The sequence below is a fragment of the Aeromonas sp. BIGb0445 genome (assembly GCF_024809075.1).
In the GTDB taxonomy this organism is placed as follows: Bacteria; Pseudomonadota; Gammaproteobacteria; order Enterobacterales; family Aeromonadaceae; genus Aeromonas; species Aeromonas rivuli.
The window spans coordinates 51,252-68,245 of the sequence record NZ_JANUES010000008.1; the positions used below are offsets into that span (position 1 = coordinate 51,252).

The 16,994-nt window shown below is 62.9% G+C and carries 15 protein-coding genes; 3 read left to right on the forward strand and 12 right to left on the reverse strand.

Translation table 11 applies throughout. From position 1 onward, the window contains the following. Positions 1–99: 99 nt before the first annotated feature. Positions 100–630, reverse strand: coding sequence for an REP-associated tyrosine transposase (locus tag M2367_RS15125; RefSeq protein ID WP_259237159.1), 531 nt, complete (start codon positions 628–630; stop codon positions 100–102). Positions 631–1,129: 499 nt separating this feature from the next. On the opposite strand from M2367_RS15125, the gene M2367_RS15130 reads away from it, so the two are divergent. After that, the gene (locus M2367_RS15130) at positions 1,130–1,837 is read left to right on the forward strand and encodes a chromophore lyase CpcT/CpeT (protein ID WP_404972882.1); all 708 of its coding nucleotides are present in this window, start codon (positions 1,130–1,132) and stop codon (positions 1,835–1,837) included. Here the strand turns inward: M2367_RS15130 and M2367_RS15135 are convergent. Genes M2367_RS15135 through M2367_RS15150 form a run of 4 tightly spaced genes read right to left on the reverse strand, consistent with a single transcriptional unit; the run spans position 1,810 to position 5,523 of the window. Next, positions 1,810–3,051 (reverse strand): MFS transporter, encoded by a 1,242-nt coding sequence (locus tag M2367_RS15135; protein ID WP_259237161.1) that lies wholly within the window; start codon positions 3,049–3,051, stop codon positions 1,810–1,812. The two genes, M2367_RS15130 and M2367_RS15135, sit on opposite strands and share 28 nt — an antisense overlap. Positions 3,052–3,062: 11 nt before the next feature. After that, a complete protein-coding gene (locus tag M2367_RS15140) occupies positions 3,063–3,185 on the reverse strand; it encodes a hypothetical protein (protein ID WP_259237162.1) in 123 nt (40 codons plus the stop codon). A gap of 17 nt (positions 3,186–3,202) precedes the next feature. Next, positions 3,203–4,336, reverse strand: a complete 1,134-nt coding sequence (locus tag M2367_RS15145) for an acetyl-CoA carboxylase biotin carboxylase subunit family protein (protein WP_259237163.1) — start codon at positions 4,334–4,336, stop codon at positions 3,203–3,205. Further along, positions 4,333–5,523 (reverse strand): acetyl-CoA carboxylase biotin carboxylase subunit family protein, encoded by a 1,191-nt coding sequence (locus tag M2367_RS15150; RefSeq protein ID WP_259237164.1) that lies wholly within the window; start codon positions 5,521–5,523, stop codon positions 4,333–4,335. Before M2367_RS15150 ends, M2367_RS15145 begins: the two co-directional genes overlap by 4 nt. Before the next feature lie 164 nt (positions 5,524–5,687). Here M2367_RS15150 and M2367_RS15155 point away from each other — a divergent pair, with 164 nt between their 5' ends. Continuing rightward, positions 5,688–7,112, forward strand: a complete 1,425-nt coding sequence (locus M2367_RS15155; RefSeq protein WP_259237165.1) for a PLP-dependent aminotransferase family protein — start codon at positions 5,688–5,690, stop codon at positions 7,110–7,112. Positions 7,113–7,214: 102 nt separating this feature from the next. Here the strand turns inward: M2367_RS15155 and M2367_RS15160 are convergent, their stop codons facing one another. The 7 genes from M2367_RS15160 to M2367_RS15190 form a co-directional block, all read right to left on the reverse strand. Next, positions 7,215–7,847: a LysE family translocator gene (locus M2367_RS15160; RefSeq protein WP_224432916.1), complete on the reverse strand. Its 633-nt coding sequence runs from the start codon at positions 7,845–7,847 to the stop codon at positions 7,215–7,217. A gap of 47 nt (positions 7,848–7,894) precedes the next feature. Further along, positions 7,895–8,710, reverse strand: coding sequence for an AraC family transcriptional regulator (locus M2367_RS15165; protein WP_259237166.1), 816 nt, complete (start codon positions 8,708–8,710; stop codon positions 7,895–7,897). Between the two features lie 142 nt (positions 8,711–8,852). After that, on the reverse strand, positions 8,853–9,755 hold the full coding sequence (rarD, locus tag M2367_RS15170) for an EamA family transporter RarD (protein WP_224431729.1): 903 nt from the start codon (positions 9,753–9,755) through the stop codon (positions 8,853–8,855). Positions 9,756–9,966: 211 nt separating this feature from the next. After that, entirely contained in the window at positions 9,967–10,137 is a 171-nt protein-coding gene (locus M2367_RS15175; RefSeq protein ID WP_198135210.1) for a hypothetical protein, read from the reverse strand. Positions 10,138–10,517: 380 nt separating this feature from the next. Beyond that, complete coding sequence (locus tag M2367_RS15180) at positions 10,518–12,947, reverse strand: Ig-like domain-containing protein (RefSeq protein ID WP_259237167.1); 2,430 nt, start codon at positions 12,945–12,947, stop codon at positions 10,518–10,520. A gap of 279 nt (positions 12,948–13,226) precedes the next feature. Continuing rightward, entirely contained in the window at positions 13,227–14,723 is a 1,497-nt protein-coding gene (locus tag M2367_RS15185) for an aldehyde dehydrogenase (protein ID WP_259237168.1), read from the reverse strand. Positions 14,724–14,867: 144 nt separating this feature from the next. Then, the gene (locus M2367_RS15190; protein ID WP_042039896.1) at positions 14,868–15,410 is read right to left on the reverse strand and encodes a cupin domain-containing protein; all 543 of its coding nucleotides are present in this window, start codon (positions 15,408–15,410) and stop codon (positions 14,868–14,870) included. Positions 15,411–15,584: 174 nt separating this feature from the next. Between M2367_RS15190 and M2367_RS15195 the strand changes: the two genes are divergently transcribed. Continuing rightward, positions 15,585–16,916: an aspartate aminotransferase family protein gene (locus M2367_RS15195; protein ID WP_259237169.1), complete on the forward strand. Its 1,332-nt coding sequence runs from the start codon at positions 15,585–15,587 to the stop codon at positions 16,914–16,916. Positions 16,917–16,994: the final 78 nt, after the last annotated feature.

A 16,994-nucleotide genomic window follows, 5' to 3' on the forward strand; every position in this document is an offset into this window, starting at 1 on the left:
CTGATGAGGCTACGCCATTTTTTTGATGAAGGACCGTAGGTCCGATTAGCGAAGCGTAATCGGACGATCGCGTAATCGGACGTTTAACCCTTGATAGGTTCACTCCAATCCCTTCAACGCCCCATCCACCGACCCGCACCAATCCTGCGGATAGACCCCACTCGCCACATAACGATGGAAGGTGGAGTAAGGCCAGTCGGCCACCTGCGTTACGTACCCATGCTTGAGCGGATTGATATGGACGTAATCCATATGGCGGCGGTAATCCTGCTCATCCCGGATCAGGTGTTCCCAGTAGTGGCGCTGCCATATGCCCCGCTCCCCGTGGCGTAATCGGGTCTGGCTGCGCCGCTCGGTCACCGGCAATGCGCGGGAGAAGTGGCTCTTGATCAGCCGCCAACGCAGGGGGAAATCGCTGTCCCCCTCCGGCAGAGAGAGAATGCAGTGGAGATGGTCGGGCAACACCACCCAGGCATGAATGGCGAAGGGGTGAGCCTGTTGCACCTTGGCAACGCTATGACGCAGCAGGTCGATCTGCTCCACCAGTAATCGGTTGTTGCGCCGCTCCAGCAGATTGACGGTAAAGAACCAGGTTCCGCCGGGACACCATGCTCGCCACCAGTTGGCCATGCATTTCCCCTATCTTTGGCAGAAAAGCCAAGCATAGCCTTGCCGCTATATACCCAATCACGCGAACGTCCGATTAAGCGATCGTGCATGACGCCATTGTCCGATGATGGGATAGACCGACGACGAGATTGCCCGATGACGCTAACGTCCGATTACGCTTCGCTAATCGAACCTACAGGTTGTTGCTCGCATGTCTGGCCGAGCCGCTGATCAGGCTCACCGCAACTGAAACGCCTTGACGATAAATTCGATTTAAGAGCAGTACCTTCTGGGATTGCTCTTTATGGAAGGGATATACCGCGAACAGGGCGTGGGGGTCGGGTTGCCAGTGGGGGAGAACAATCTGGAACAATCAACAATCCGGAACACCCACCTTGCTGGGAGAATCATCAGTCTGGCGGTGATGAGATGGCCGAGGGGACGCCACCCGGACCCGGGATCCTTAAGGGTTTGATCTGGCTTGCAGTTTTTGCGATCGATAGCTCATATAATCGCCGCCATGAAGATGACTCGGACGGATTCGATGACACAGCGGATGGCACTCCTGCTCGGGCTGCTTTACAGCGGTCTGGTATGGGCGGCGCCAGTGTCGACCCCCTTGATCACCCCTCAGACCGGCCCGTCCGTGGCCAGTGAAACAAGGGAAGGCGGCCCCATGGAGCCGCTGCTCTCCTGGTTTAGCGGGGATTTTTCCAATGCCGAGCAGGCGAGCCATGACGACCGTTTCGCCAGTGCCAAGCTGCGGCTGATGGAGATCTGGCCGGGCATGGCCGGGGTGCGCTGGGTCTATGCCGAGCAGAGCCTGAGCGAGCGGCCGGATCGTCCCTTTCGTCAGCGCATCTATCGTTTCAGCGAGGGGCCAGGCGGCCGTATCCTGATGGCCGAGCTGACCATGCCGCGCGCCACGGATTTTGCCGGTGCCTGGCACAACCCTCCCCTGCTCGACTCTTTGGCTCCCTCCCAACTCTCCTTGCGCGGCGGCTGCGAGATCCTGCTCAGTCGTCAACCCTCCGGCGATTACCAGGGCCACAGCAAGATAGGCAGCTGCGACACCGATTTTGGTGGCGCCCACACCCTGGTGCAGTACCTCTGGATTGGCCCGGATCGGGTGCGACTGCTCGATCGCGCCTACGACGAAGGCGGCCATCAACGCTGGGGCAGCCCGGGGGAGGGCTATCTCTACCTGCGGCTGCCCGCCGCCGGTTGAGCCGGTTCGGGCAGGGCCCGGGTGCGGGCGGCCCCGGCGATGGATCGATAGAGCAGCAGGTAGCCCAGGGCACAGACCAGGCTCGCCATCAGGAAGATCTCCTGCACCGCCACCCTGTCTCCCAACAGGGCGATGATGAGCCCGGCCAGAGGCAGGCTGAGCTGATTGAGCAGCACCATCAGGCTGATCACTCTCCCCCGCTGCTGTTCTGCTATCCAGTGCAGTCGCTCGGTGCGAATAAAGACATTGAACAGACCGCACAGGCCGTAGCTGAGGCCGCATCCCAGCAGATACCAGCCAAAACTCGGGGCCGTGGCCATGATGAGGCCCCCGGCCAGGATCAGCAGGAAGGCGAGCTGCCCTATCCAGTAGACGGCGACCCGGCGCAGTAACCAGGGCATCAGCAGGAAGGCGCTGATGGAGATGAGCCCCATGGTGAGCTGGACGCTGGCCAGGGTCTGATCGCTCTGGCCAAACAGTCCCAGCGTCATGGGGGCGGCGGTGGCGAACGCCAGGCCGACGATCAGGTTGACCAGCATGGCGAGTCCGACCAGCCGCAGCAGTATGGGCTGGGCCAGCAAGGCGTCGAGCCCGACCCGCAGCTCGGGCAGCAGCGCCCTGTGTTGACTCTGGGGGTTGGCGGCGGGCGCGGCACCCCGGGTCAGTCCCAATACCCCGGTGGCACTCAGGGCGAAACCCAGGGCGTATCCCCATAGCAGCTGGGTGGCGGGCAGCCAGATGAGCAGCACGGCGGCCAGGGCAGGGCCGAGCACGCTGGCCCCGTTGTTGGTGACTTGCAGCCAGCTCTGGGCCTTGGCCATGTCGGCCGGGGGCACCAGTTGGGGCAAGGTGGTCTCGAGGGCGATGAAGGCCTGGGCATAGCAGAAGGCACACAGCGCCATCATCACCATGATGGGGGCCATGCCGCTGCCGGGCCACAGGGTCATGATGAGGGCGGTGATGACGCAGGCCGCCGCCCTCAGGCCGTCGGCCAGTATGTAGACGCGCCGCCCGCCGACCCGGTCGGCAAACACCCCGGCCAGAGGCAGGGAGATGAGGCGGGGCAGCCATTCGATGAAGAAGGCCAGCCCGGACAGGGCGACGCTGCCCGTGCTGCGATAGACCAGCAGGGGCACGGCAAACTGGAGGATCTGATCGCCGAGCCCGGACAGCATGCGGGAACCCAGAAAGACGGAGAAGCGCATTGCTTGCATAGACATATCCCTCAGCAGTGGATGACCGGCTGGTCGCAGGCGATCAGGGTGTCGGCCTCGATGGCCTCAGCCAGGGCATCGAGTTGGGCCAGCAGGGTCGGATAGTCGGCGTGGTGCAACACTATCTGGCCCATGAAACCGCCATTGTCGGTCACCCTGGTGCTGACCCGCTCCCCCTGGTGCTGACCCGCTCCCCCAGGGTCTTGCTGTAGCTGCCTTGGTGCAGTGGGATGCCCAGAGCCTGGGCGAGGCGCGGGATATCGGCCTGGCGGCGCAGGGTTCCGCTCTGACGGGGGCGCAACATGCGGATCCCGCTATAGCCCAACTGGCGGGGAAGGACGGTATGGGTCTGTCCCGTGCGGGCCCAGTGCAACCAGCGCTGCCAGGGATCGAATGCCTCGAAGCTGAGGGCGGCGAGATCCCAGATGTGCATGCCCGCCGGCCGCATGTTGCTCTCCACCGCGCTGGCCCCCTGCTCGCGCAGGAAGAGCTCGTTGTGATAGGCCCCCCACTCCTTTGCCAGCAGTTGACGCATGAAGCCCCCGGCCTGATTGAGCCAGCGGGTCTGCTCCGGGGCGAGCCGGGCCGGTACTATCTGCTGGTATTCGGCGCGGTACTCCCCCTGGGTGGTGTGTTTCTCGGTCAGCCAGCGGCAACCGGCCACATAGTCCCAGCTGAATTCCCGCGCCCCTTCGATGAGGGGCTCCATCATGATGCCGCTGGTGTGATAGGGGGCCAGCTCGGCCCAGACGGCGGCGCAGTCGGTGTGCCCATGAACCGCCATGCAGCCCCGGCTGTTGCCTTCGGCCACCGGCTTGATGAAGCCGGTACCGCCGAACTCCTCCCGGGTGGCGACCAGGGTCTCCAGGCTGTCGATGGCTCGGGCCGTCAGGGGCAGATAGTGATCCGGGGCGGGCACCTCGGCCTCCATGGCCCGGAAACGTCGCTTGTCCAGACCAGCAAGGGCCGCCTCCAGCCGGGCACCGGGCAGCCGGTAGTGCTGGGCCAACATGGCTCCGAGCGGTACGCCTCGATCGGAGAAGGGGAGTATGCCGACCGGTGTCATGGCCGCCTCGGCCAGGGCCTGGCACACCCGCGCCAGGGCGGGGGCCTGGCCGAGATCCGTCTGGATTACCAGATCGGCAGCCTGCCAGTCTTGCTGGCTGGCCCGTTCCACCACCAGCACCAGCTGGCAATTGAACCGGTCGTGAGCCAGCTGGCGGAGCTTGGCGACATCATAGATGCGCACATTGTTGTAACCGACGATGACGAAACAGGGGGTCATGCTGATGCCTCCATCCGCGCAGGCGGGGTCGATATGTATTCCACGCGGGTCTGCTCCAGCAGGGCGCCGAGGGCCGGGGGCAGGGTCTCTGCCTGGCCTTGCACTATGCCGGACAAGGGAGTGGCGCCAGTGGCGTAGCTGATGCTGCCGGGACGCGCCATGTTCGGTGTCGCCTGATGCCAGCTGTGCAGCAGGGCGCCCCAGCGGCCGTGGTCGAAGTGGATGCGCTGGGCCTCGCCCCTGTGGTGGGCCGGATAGACGAACCAGCCGTAGTGGGTGTCGGTCAGGGGGGCCGCCTGCTGGGTGATCTCCCCGTGGAGCTGGTATTGCAGGTCGATGTGATAGAGGTTGAGCCCCGTCCTCAGGGCTAAGGTGTCGGCGACCCCGGCCCCGCCGACCCGGCAGGCGGTCTCGAGGAAATAGAGTCCACCCTGGTGGTCTTCAATGAGTTCGAAGTGAAAGCAACCCTGACGCTGACCCAGGGCGGCCAGGGTCTGGCGCAGCAGTGCTTCCATCTGCGGCTGGGGGGTTATCTGAACCGAGCCCAGGGGGGCGCCCCCGGCGTAGTCGAGGCAGTTGCCCACATAGCGGCTGGTGATTGCCTGGACAAGTTCACCCTCGCGCAAGAAGCCATCGATATGGCAGATCTCACCCTGGATGAAGGCTTCCACGAAGTAGTCATCCGGGCGGGTAAGTTGCCCGATGGCATCGAGCAGCCTCTGCCGATCCCCCATCACTATCCCTGTGCTGGAGGCTTCCAGTCTGGGTTTGAGCACGAAGCTGCCGGGGCTGTCCGGCAGGCGGGAAAATGTCTCAAGGGACCAGAACGCGGGCTGGGGGATGCCCGCAGCCTTACAGCGGACCCGCATGGCCCACTTGTCGCGCAGGGGCAGTATGTCCTGCGGCCTGTCACCGGCAATGGCGAAGCGCTCGCGCAGCTCGGCTGCGGCCAGCAGCTCGTACTCGGAGCGGGCGATCAACCGATCGGCCCGGTGCAGCAGGGGGGCACATTGCCGGGCCAGCTCCTCGGGCTCGAAGCTGGCGACGTCATGATGATGACTGCCGGGGGGAAGGTCTGCCTGGCCGCCGGGCAGGCAGAGGTAATCGACCCTGTGCTCGGCATGGTCGATGGCCTGGTCGTAGCGGATCTTGCCATAGGGCAATCGATGCAGAATGACAATGTTCATGCTTGATACTCCAGCGGGAAGTGGTGCGCCATGCTGGTGGCTAAGGCGTGTACCAGGGTCACTCTATGTTTGTTAAAGGCAGGGAAGCAGGGAGGGTAGGTATTCATTTGGCATTACTTTGCCGGTAGAGTGGCCAGTAAAGTTGAGCAAGGAGCCTCGCTGTCATGATGATCCCCGACCTGGTATTCAAACCAGGGGAAGCCAAGGTGCTGCAAATTACGGCCCATATCAGTCAATTGATTCAGGATGGCAGCTTGCCAAAAGGGGCCAGACTGCCCTCCATCCATGCCCTGACGCGCCAGCTCGGGGTAAGTAAATTTACCGTGGTGGATGCGTTGGACAGGCTCAAGGGCCAGCAGCTGGTTCATGCCCGCCAGGGACGCGGCTATTTTGTCTCCCGGCATGCTCCTGTGCCGGATGGTGACAGCCTGGGTCAGCTCTTGCCGCAGGATTTTCTGAGTGTGTCTCGCCGTGCCCTGATTGGCGAAAATGTGGCGGATCGGCCCGGCTGCGGCTTCTTGCCTGCCGACTGGCTGGATGATGACGGGTTGCGCCAGGCGCTGCGCCAGGTGAGTCGTCAGCCCAACCTCAGACTGGCAGAATATGGTGATGCCGCCGGTTACCGACCCTTGCGTGAGACCTTGCGCGACCGACTCGCCGTCCATGGCATGCAGCTGACCAGCAGCCAGCTGGTCACCACGGCCAACACCATGCAGGCCCTCGATCTGTTACTGCGCTTGCTGCTGCGCCCCGGCGAGGCCGTCTTGGTCGATGATCCCTGCTATTTCAATTTCCATGGCATCTTGAGCCTGCACGGCGCCCGGGTGCTGCCTCTGCCTCGTGGCCCGCAGGGGCCTGATCTGGTGCAACTCGAACATTGGCTCAGGGAGGAGCAGCCGCGGCTCTATCTGACCTCAGGCCTGCTGCATAACCCCACCGGTCAATCGCTCTCTACCGCGCAGGGGTTCAGCCTGTTGGAGCTGCTGTCTCGCTGGGATTGTCACCTGATTGAAGATGACCTCTACGGGGATCTGCTCGGGGAGGGGGTCGCCCGGCTGGCGAGCCTGGGTGGTGCCAGTCGAGTGACCTATGTGTCGGGTTTTTCCAAGTTGCTCAGCGCCAACTTGCGGATAGGTTTTATTGCGGCGAGTCCGGCTCTGGCGGCGAGTCTGGCCGGACTGAAGCAGGTCTGCGGCGGGGTGACCATGGAGATAGGGGAGCGGATGTTGACCGGGTTGCTGCGAGACGGCCACTACGACCGGCAGCTACGCCGCATTCGGCAGCGACTGTGTGATGCGGGGGGCCGTGTCGACGACTGGCTGACAGGGCTGGGCTGCCGGCTGGAGTTCAATGGTGAGGGTGGTCTGTTTCGCTGGGTACGGCTGCCGGAGGGGGTCAACAGCGAGACCCTGGCCCAGTCGGCTCTGGCCGAAGGCATCGCCCTGGCCCCGGGCTCGCTGTTCACCCGGGGCCAGGAGGGGCACCGCTATATGCGACTCAATCTCGCCCACACCGATCACCCCGTGTTGATGGCACGGCTGGGGCGGCTGCTGCGAAAGGCGGGGCAAGGACCGACTGCGCTCCCCTGACGGGGAGCTCGGCAGTGGGTGGATCTCTGCTAGAGAAGCTGCCCGGTCATGCCGCCCGGGAGGGAGAGGCTGGGACTGGGCACCAAAGGGCGCGCCAGAGGTCTAGATAAGCTGCTCGGCCATGCCGCCCAGGATGGAGAGGCTTACGGCGCCAAACAGCACACCAGTTACGAGATTGAGCGGGCGCTGTACCCGGCCTAGCAGGCGCTGGGCGCGCGGGGTGGAGAGGCTCCAGGCGAGCAGCCCAAACCAGGCGAGGGATAACAGAAAGAGTTCCATCACCAGCAGGCCACGGGTCAGGCCACTCACCTGCGGTGTCACCATGGCCGCCAGCAGGCCGACGAAAAACAGCAGTGCCTTGGGGTTGAGCAAGTTAGTTGCCAGCCCGCGGCGAATGCCCTGCACCAGACCGCCATGCTCGCCTCCTGCCTGCAAGCTGGCCGCCGCTCCCCCTTGCCACGCCGCCCTGAGCGCCCCCCAACCGAGCCAGCCGAGATAAAGCGCACCGACCAGCCGCACCAGGATGAACAGCCAGGGGTGGTTGGCGATCAGCAGGCTGATGCCGGTCAGGCTGAAGGTGGCATGCAACAGAATGGCTATGGCAATGCCGATGGCGGCGCCAATGGCGGTGGGTCTGTGCAAGCTGGTGCGCAGGATCAGCGCGAAATCCGGGCCCGGGCTGGCCAGGGCGATGATATGGAGGAGCCCTATGGTGACGAACAGACTCTGCATGATGGTGCTTTCCTTACTGTGCTGCCTTGAAGAGCGAGCAGCTTGCCAGCCTAGGGGTGCGGATGGCTTGTAAAAGATTGCATCTGCTGGCGGTAGTCGGCCGGGGTCAGCCCGAATGCCTGACGAAAGCCGTGGTGGAAGTGGCTCTGATCGAAGAAGCCCACCGTCAGTGCCACCTCGCTCACCGCCATGCCCCGGGCGAGCAGGGCCTTGCTGCGCTCGAGCCGTAGCCGCTTGAGCCAGGCGTAGGGGGTCATGCCAGTCTTCTTCTTGAATTGGCGCAAGAAGGCGAAACGATCCAGGCCGAACAGGGCGGCGAGATCCTCCAGGCTGTGGCGCTCATCGAGGCGATCCAGCAGATGGCCGCGCAGGAACCTGAGCTGGGGATCCGCCAGCTTGTGCTCGCTCGGCGCCAGCTGCAGCAACTCGCCGAGCAGGGCCAGCAGTTCACTCTCGGCCAGCAGGCCATCGACCCTGGGATCTTCCAGGTACATGTGCAGGCGGGCGAAGCCGGTATAGAGATCCGGACGCCGTTGCAGGCCCCGGTCGAAAAAGTGCTCGCCACCGGGCAGCCAGGTTGCCAGTTGGTGCGGATCGATGGAGAAGACCCGCACCTCGTACCCCTCCGGCAGCAGGCTCAGGCCGTCGTGCATCTCGTCGGGATTGACGGTGGAGAGCTCGCCGCGCACCAGGGCATGGCTGCTTCCCTTGTGAATGAACTTCTGGCCACCCCGCTGCACCAGACCTATGTGGTAGTCCAGGTGCACATGGCGGCCATAGCTGAACTCCCGGTGATGGGAGTGAGAGAGTTCCAGGCCCGGCAGATGGGGGGACTGCCAGTAGTGAATGGGGGCGGCGTGTTTCATCCCTTACCAATACCCCAGATTGGCGACGGGCGCTTGTAGATTATTGCTGTCGGCCGATGTTGGGTGGCCAATACCGGTTCGGGGCTGATGGCAAACACCCGGCGGGGGCCGGGTGTTTGAGAGATGAGGGTCATCCGGTCTGCTATCGAACCGCAGGTTGGGGTGGCCGTCTGCTGCTGCGCAGACCATCCAGGCTGAACAGCACCAGCGCACTCCAGATGCAGGCGAAGGTGATCAGCTTGTCGGTGCGCAGTGCCTCGCCGTACAGGGTGACCGCCAGGATAAACATCAGGCTGGGCCCTATGTACTGGAAGAAGCCCAGGGTGGAGAACTTGAGCCGGGTCGCGGCGGCGGTGAAGCAGAGCAGGGGGGCTGTGGTGACGGCGCCTGCGGCAATCAGCATCAGGTTGAGATAGAGGCTGTTGTCCGTCATATGGCTGGTCGGGCTGTCGGCGATGCCCCACAGATAGATGGCGGCGGGCGGCAGCAGGATCAGCGTCTCCAGCAGCAGGCCGGTGAGGGCATCCAGCGCCAGCTTCTTGCGCACCAGACCATAGAAGGCGAACGAACTGGCCAGCACCAGGGCAATCCAGGGCAGGGAGCCGAAGGCGATTAACTGCACGGCCACGCCGATGAAGGCGAGCCCCACGGCCCACCACTGCAGGCGGCGCAGCTTCTCACCGAGGAACACCATGCCGAGCAGCACGTTGAACAGCGGGTTGATGTAGTAACCCAGACTGGCATCGAGCATGTGACCATTGTTGATGGCCCAGATAAACAGCAGCCAGTTGCCGCCTACCACGGCCCCGGTCAGTGCCAGGGTCATCAGCACCTTGGGCCTGCGCAGCACGGCACGCACCTTGGGCCATTGGCGGGTGAGCAGGACCAGCACCGCCAGCAGGGCGCAGGACCAGATGATGCGGTGGGTGAGGATCTCGGCGGCGGGGACCTCGGCGATCAACTTGAAATAGATGGGGGCTATGCCCCAAAGGGTATAAGCACACAGGGCATAGATGACCCCCTGGCGCTGGATCTGTTCTGGCATCTGGCTGACCTTGACGAAGGAGCGATGTGACTGACACCGCCAAACGATCAGTTTAGCCATCCTCGGGGCGGGAAAGAAGCGATTAAATAGTGATTAACATGCATCTTACAGCGGAGTATCTGGCTATTCGCATCCACCCTGGCGGATCTTGGCGATATTCAGCCATCATCACAGCACGGCATGAGTGGCCATACTGGCCAGGCTTATCTGCTTAGCCTCTGCCGCGGCGGATCTTGTCGATATCCAATAGCAACCACAGCATGAGCACCAGGGCCGAGATCCAGGGGCCCCATGTCACATAGGCCTCCCCCTGACCCAGCAGGAAAAACAGCAGTGGCAGCCCTATTACCAGCAGCAGTACGCTGCCCACGAGAAATAACATCTTGATATCTATGGCTGAGATGGTGCTTGGCTGAGGAGTATATCAATTAGGACGCCCGAGAGAAGCGCTCATTCTGATGAGGCTATCTTTCATCCTCCCATCGCCTCGACCGGGTCTGTCTCTGTGCCATGGCGGCCTGGCTAACACCGTTTAAACAGGGCGCGGCCCGGCTGTTCTCTTCTCTCTTCGACCTGGATGCGTTTTTGCCCCCGGCTCTCTATCACCCCCGACTGCCGTGGCGCGCTCGAGGGGGTCGGGCGCCGAGCGTGTTGGAAGCATGGCCAAGAGGGGGCCCCTGCCGGGAAAACAACTTTGCTGACGTCATAAAAAGCGGGGCCACTGGCCCCGCTTGCATCGTAGAAGGTTTGCTATCCCTGAGTTCAGGGACGCTCGCTGATGGCGGCAAAGGCACCGTTGTTTGGCACTATGCTCTGTACCCGGCTGAGCGCGGATTGCACGGCACTGCTGTCGCCACCATTGGCGGCATCCCCCCAGCTGACCACATGGCCGTCGCTGGTGACGGCGGCAAAGGCTGTGCCGGTGGCGTAGATGGTGGCCACGTCAAGCAACTGACTCTGCACGGCGCTGCTGTCGCCGCCACTGCTTTGATTGCCCCAGGTGACGACAGTGCCATCCTGCTTGAGGGCAGCGAAGGCGGTATCGGTCGCCGAGACAGCGCTCACAACGGTGAGTTGACTCTGCACGGCGCTGCTGTCACCGCCCTTGGCGGCATCGCCCCAGGTGACGATGGTGCCATCCTGCTTGAGGGCGGCGAAGGCGTTGTCGTTTGCAACTATCTGTTTGACATCGATGAGTTGAGCCTGGACGGCGCTGCTGTCGCCGCCCTTGGTGGCATCGCCCCAGCTGACCACGCTGCCATCCTGCTTGAGGGCTGCGTAGGCGCTTCCTGTGCTCACAATGTCGGTCACATCGGTGAGCTGGCTCTGCACGGCGCTGCTGTCGCCGCCACTGGTGGCGTCGCCCCAGGTGACCACAGTGCCATCCTGCCTGAGGGCGGCGAAGGTGAAGGCGCCGTGGAAGAGGGTTTTGACATCGATAAGCTGGGCCTGTACGGCTTGGCTGTTACCCCCGTTACTTGGCTCGCCCCAAGTGACCAGGGTGCCATCCTGCTTGAGGGCGGCGAAGGCGCTGTTATTGCCCTCGATAGTGGCAACCTGGGTAAGCTCGGCCTGCACGGCTGAGCTGTCGCCGCCACTGCTCTGATTGCCCCAGGTAACGACAGTGCCATCCTGCTTGAGGGCGGCAAAGGCGCCTTGGTTGGCAAAAATCTCGCTGACCTGGCTGAGCTTATCCTGCACGGCGCTGCTGTCACCTCCATTTGCGGCATCCCCCCAGCTGACTACTGAGCCATCATCACGCAAGGCGGCCAAAGCGAGGGTACCAGGGGTGACGGCGGTGACGCCGACCAGCTGATCCTGGACCGCGCTGCTGTCGCCGCCATAGGGGCCATAACCCCAGGTCACGACAGTACCGTCGCTCTTGAGGGCGGCGAAGGCGCTGGCGTTGTTGTAAGGGGTGGCCACCAGGCTGCTGACCTGGGTGAGGGGCTGCACGGCACTGCTGTCCGCCCCGAAGAATTCGCCCCCCCAGGTAGTGACCTGGGTGTTGATGGCAGCCAGCTCGGCGCTGTTGCTGGTGACACCGGCGCGGCGCGCCGTGATCTGGGTAGTACCGGTGGCATGGGTATGGGCCCTGCCCATTAGCCCCATGGTGGCGACCGTCTCATCCGCGCTTTGCCATTGCACTTGGTGACTCAGGTCTTGCTGATGGCCATCGCTGAAGTTGCCGAGGGCCTTATATTGCTGGCTTTCCCCCAGGGTGACTTTGCTGACCTTGGGGGTGATCACTATGTTGGCCAGAGTGGCATTGGTGACCGTCAGGGCGCTAGTGGCGCTGAAGCTGGCTCCATTGACGCTGCCGCTGGCCTGAAGCTCGGTGGCACCGGCGCTGACGCCCTGGGCCAGACCCAGATCGGTGACGGTAGCGATGGCCGGATCCGCGCTGGCCCAGCTAAGGGCCGAGTTATCTGTCACATCCAGGGTGCTGCCATCGGAGAAGGTAGCGATGGCTTGCAGTTGCAGTTGGAAGCCAGCAGCGAGAGTGGCGCTGGCCGGGGTCAGGGTCAGTTTGGTCAGGGTGTGATGGGTGACGGTCAGGGCGGATTGCCCCTCGAAGTTGACCCCATTGGCCGAGCCGCTCGCCTTGATGCTGGTGTTACCGGCCTCTATGGCCTGGGCCAGACCCTGGCTGTCGACAGTGGCGATGGCAGGATCTGCACTGCTCCAGCTGAGGGCAGAGTTATTGGTCACATCCAGGGTGCTGCCATCGGACAGGGTCACAATGGCCTGCAACTGCTGGCTGAAGCCCTTGGGCACAGAGGCGCTGGCCGGGCTGACCCGCAGGTCGGTGACGGTGGCACTGGTGACCTTGATGGTGGCGACGTCGCTCATGCCATCAAACAGGGCGGTGACCCTGGCCTCACCCTCGGCGAGGGCTGTCACGGGCTCTCCCAGGGCAGTGGCAGTACCCAGGGAGACCTGGGATTCGGCATCACTGCTCCACAGCGCCTGCTGCGAGACATCGCGGGAGCTGCCGTCAGCATAGAAAGCGGTAGCCACCAGATCCTGACTCAGGCCTATGGGCAGCTGCAGGTTGGCCGGAGTCACTTGCAGGCTGACGATAGGGTTGACCGGTTGGCCCGGATCCTGGGGATGGGAGGTATTGTCGCAACCGGCCAGCAGCAAGAGCGCCTGGGTCGCAACCAGTAGACAGATTAACCATTGTTTCATGGCGGCGGGTCTTCCTTCATGTGTGTGCAAAAACGGATCACTTTTAATGTGAAGCCGGTCAGTAAAACATCACTTGAACTTAAAATCTTGATGTTTTGCGCAATGAGTTGTGGAGGTCGCCCTGTCAGTGGTGGGAAATTGGGCTCCACTAGGCTAATTCAGCCGGGTTCTCTGGGGTAAGCCCCCCTTCCCCATTTGGTATGGAGAGGGGGCCAAGTCATGCGTCAATCTGTGACATGTGAAGCAAATCTGAAGGGGTCTTGTGGAGGCGGTTGCTCGTCAAGCAAGCTGGATCCAGGTGCTCTTGAGCTCGGTGTATTTTTCCAGGGCGTGCAGTGACTTGTCACGACCATTGCCCGACTGTTTGAAGCCGCCAAAGGGCATCGTCATATCACCGCCGTCCCAGTTGTTGACGAAGACGGTCCCGGCGCGCAGGGCGCGAGAGCCCTTGATCGCCTTGTTGAGATCCGCGGTCCAGATGGCGGCGGCCAGGCCGTAATCTGTGTCATTGCCGAGTGCAATCGCCTCTTCGAGGGTATCGAAGCCGGTGATGGCGAGCACTGGGCCGAAGATCTCCTCGCGGAAGATGCGCATCTGGGGCGTCACCTCGTCGAAGATGGTGGGGGCGATATAGAAGCCGCCGCTCTCCTCCAGCGTGCGCTGACCGCCGAGCAGCAGCTTGGCGCCCTCCTGCTTGCCGATGTCGATATAGCGCAGCACTTGTTCCATCTGAATGCCGTCGACCATGGCGCCGATACGGGTGCTGGGATCCTGGGGATCTGCCGAGACCCACTCGCGGGCATGGGCCAGCAGCCGCTCGATGAACTCGGCCTTGATGCTGTTTTGCACCAGCAAGCGGGAGGCGGCGGTGCACACCTCCCCCTGGTTGTAAAAGATGGCGGCTGCGGCGCTCGATGCGGCGGCGTCCAGATCCGGCGCATCCGCCAAGATGATGTTGGGGCTCTTGCCGCCGCACTCCATGAAGGCACGCTTGAGGTTCGACTTGCCGGAGCACTGCACCAGATGCTTGCCGATTTTGGTGGAGCCGGTGAAGGTGATGCAGTCCACGTCCATGTGCATGGCGAGCGCCTCACCCACGGTATGACCAAAGCCCGGCAACACATTGAACACGCCGTCCGGAATGCCCGCTTCTTTGGCTATCCCGGCGATGCGCAGGGCGGTGAGGGGGGATTTTTCGGACGGCTTGAGGATGACGGAGTTGCCGGTGGCGAGCGCCGGACCCAGCTTCCAGCACGCCATCACCAGCGGGAAATTCCAGGGCACTATGGCGGCGACGACGCCCAGCGGCTCCCGGGTGATCAGGGCCAGGGCGCCCTCTTCGACCGGGGCGACCTCGTCATAGAGTTTGTCGATGGCCTCCCCATTCCAGGCGATGCAGTTGGCCGCGGCCGGTGCATCGTAGTTCATGGCATCCATGATGGGCTTGCCCATGTCCAGGGATTCCAGCAGGGCCAGCTCCACCTTGTTGAGCCGCATCAGCTCGGCGAAGCGCTGCATCACCAGCTTGCGCTCCTTGGGGGATTGCCCCGCCCAGCGCTTGTCGTTGAAGGCGGCGCGGGCGGCGGCGACCGCCAGCTCGGCATCGGCGGCGTCGCAGGCGGCAACTTTTGCCAGCAACTGGCCATTGGCCGGGTTGATGCAATCGAAGGTGGCACCATTGACGGCATCACGATAGCTGCCATCGATGAACGCCTGGGTGGGGAGGGTCAGCTGGGCCTGTCGGTATTGCCACTGGGCCAGGGTCATGTCACTCATGTTCGCTCCTTGAACGTGCAAAGGTTGTCCGCGTATCAATATGCTAAACATTTTGCCGTCTGTAAATCCAGGTTGTAACAATTCCTTAAACAGGTATGTCGACGGGCACCCGGCATGGCGGCTCACCTCGGCCCGGGACAGGGGTCAGAAGGTGGGCGGGGTATTGGCCGAAATCAGCACACACTCCTGCTCATCGACATTGCGAAAACGGTGTGGGGTGCGGCTGTCGAAGTAGTAGCCGTCACCGGCACCGAGCAGGTGGATCTGCTCGCCTATGGTCACCTCAATCTGACCCTGGATGACGATGCCGCACTCTTCCCCGTCATGGCTGAGCATGTCGTCACCGGTGTCGGCGCCAGGGGGCAATATCTCTTGCAGCATGCCAATGGCGCGGTTGGCGCGGCTATGGCCGACCAGACGATAGCTGATGGGGTGACTACCGAGATCCGGCATGTCGGCGGCGCGAAACACCACTTCGGAGTCCAGGGCCGTCTCGTCGGTGAAGAAGCTGGCGAGGGACATGGGAATGCCTGCCAGCACCTTGCGCAGGGAGGCGACCGAGGGGCTGACCTGATTCTTTTCTATCTGGGAGATAAAGCCATTGGTCACCCCCGAGCGTTTGGCGAGTTCACGCTGGGACAGGGCCGCCTTGGTGCGGACCGCCTTGAGGCGCTGACCTATATCCATCCTTCTGTTCTCCTCGAGTGTTTACTATTATTGAATTTGTGTTAAATATCTTATACCACCCTGGTCGGGGTGACACCATCACTGGGCAGCATAGCGCCCTTTTTTATGGATATAGGTGTTTAATTTAATAGGCGCTCACCCAGAGTAGCTAAACACCTTAAGGATGAGGTGACCATGAAAGTTGTCAGTGACATCAATACGCCGGCGGATATGTCCGCCTTCTGGATGCCCTTCACCGCCAATCAGCAGTTCAAGGCGGCGCCGCGCATCCTCAAGTCTGCCGAGGGCATGTATTATCGCGCAGAGGATGGCCGCAAGATACTGGACGGCACCGCCGGCCTCTGGTGTTGCAATGCAGGGCACGGTCGCCGGGAAATCGCCGAGGCGGTCTCCCAGCAGATCTCCCATCTCGACTTCGCCCCCACATTCCAGATGGGTCATCCCCTGCCGTTTGAACTCGCCAACCAGCTGGTGGAGATAGCCCCCCAGGGTTTTGGCCATGTCTTCTTCACCAACTCGGGTTCAGAGTCGGTGGATACGGCGCTGAAGATTGCGCTGGCCTGGCAACGGGCCCGGGGTCAGGGCACCCGCACCCGGTTGATTGGCCGTGAGCGCGGTTATCACGGGGTGGGGTTTGGCGGCATCTCGGTCGGCGGCATCCCCGGCAACCGCAAGTGGTTCGGCTCCCTGCTCGGCGGCGTGGATCACCTGCCCCACACCCTCGACATTGCCAAGAATGCCTTCACCAAGGGGCTGCCCGAGGAAGATCTGACCCTGGCCGACGAGCTGGAGAAGATCGTCTTCCTCCATGATGCCAGCAATATCGCCGCGGTCATCGTCGAGCCCATCGCCGGCAGTACCGGGGTCATCATGCCGCCCAAGGGCTACCTCAAGCGGCTGCGGGAGATCTGCACCAGGCACGGCATCCTGCTCATCTTCGACGAGGTGATCACCGGATTTGGCCGGTTGGGGGCACCCTTCGCCGCCCAGGAGTTCGACGTCATCCCCGACCTCATCACCTGCGCCAAGGGGCTCACCAATGGGGCCATCCCCATGGGAGCCGTGCTGGTCCAAAACCACATCTATGACGACATGATGGGCGCGGGCAAGGGGGCCATCGAGCTGTTCCACGGCTACACCTATTCGGGCCACCCGGTGGCCGCGGCCGCCGGTCTGGCGACCCTCGAGATATACCGCAACGAGAACCTGCTGCACCGCGCCGCCGAGCTGGCCGATTACTGGCAGGAGGCCGCGCATTCGCTGAAGGGCTGCAAGCATGTCAAGGATGTGCGCAACTACGGTCTGGTGGCGGGTATCGAGCTGGAATCCATGGCGGGGGCGCCGGGCAAGCGCGCCTATGAGGTGTTCGTGCGTTGCTTCGAGAAGGGGGCCCTGATCCGGGTCACCGGCGACATCATCGCCCTGTCGCCACCGCTCATCATCGAGCGCAGCGAGATAGACGACCTCTTTACCCTGCTGCAGGACGTCCTGCAGGCGCAGGAGTGAGCAACCCATAGTACGGAATTCACTGGCCCACTATTGGCGGGTCAGTGCCCTGGGTCCTGACCAAGTCGGGCGCAGGGG

What these genes read in the sequence shown, in the direction of transcription:
- rarD (WP_224431729.1), bottom strand. Translation starts at nt 9,755, where the DNA reads ATGCCAGAACAGATCCAGCGCCAGGGGGTCATCTATGCCCTGTGTGCT.
- M2367_RS15125 (WP_259237159.1), bottom strand. Translation starts at nt 630, where the DNA reads ATGGCCAACTGGTGGCGAGCATGGTGTCCCGGCGGAACCTGGTTCTTT.
- M2367_RS15130 (WP_404972882.1), top strand. Translation starts at nt 1,130, where the DNA reads ATGAAGATGACTCGGACGGATTCGATGACACAGCGGATGGCACTCCTG.
- M2367_RS15135 (WP_259237161.1), bottom strand. Translation starts at nt 3,051, where the DNA reads ATGCAAGCAATGCGCTTCTCCGTCTTTCTGGGTTCCCGCATGCTGTCC.
- M2367_RS15195 (WP_259237169.1), top strand. Translation starts at nt 15,585, where the DNA reads ATGAAAGTTGTCAGTGACATCAATACGCCGGCGGATATGTCCGCCTTC.
- M2367_RS15150 (WP_259237164.1), bottom strand. Translation starts at nt 5,523, where the DNA reads ATGAACATTGTCATTCTGCATCGATTGCCCTATGGCAAGATCCGCTAC.
- M2367_RS15140 (WP_259237162.1), bottom strand. Translation starts at nt 3,185, where the DNA reads ATGGGCCAGATAGTGTTGCACCACGCCGACTATCCGACCCTGCTGGCC.
- M2367_RS15175 (WP_198135210.1), bottom strand. Translation starts at nt 10,137, where the DNA reads ATGTTATTTCTCGTGGGCAGCGTACTGCTGCTGGTAATAGGGCTGCCA.
- M2367_RS15165 (WP_259237166.1), bottom strand. Translation starts at nt 8,710, where the DNA reads ATGAAACACGCCGCCCCCATTCACTACTGGCAGTCCCCCCATCTGCCG.
- M2367_RS15155 (WP_259237165.1), top strand. Translation starts at nt 5,688, where the DNA reads ATGATGATCCCCGACCTGGTATTCAAACCAGGGGAAGCCAAGGTGCTG.
- M2367_RS15185 (WP_259237168.1), bottom strand. Translation starts at nt 14,723, where the DNA reads ATGAGTGACATGACCCTGGCCCAGTGGCAATACCGACAGGCCCAGCTG.
- M2367_RS15145 (WP_259237163.1), bottom strand. Translation starts at nt 4,336, where the DNA reads ATGACCCCCTGTTTCGTCATCGTCGGTTACAACAATGTGCGCATCTAT.
- M2367_RS15180 (WP_259237167.1), bottom strand. Translation starts at nt 12,947, where the DNA reads ATGAAACAATGGTTAATCTGTCTACTGGTTGCGACCCAGGCGCTCTTG.
- M2367_RS15190 (WP_042039896.1), bottom strand. Translation starts at nt 15,410, where the DNA reads ATGGATATAGGTCAGCGCCTCAAGGCGGTCCGCACCAAGGCGGCCCTG.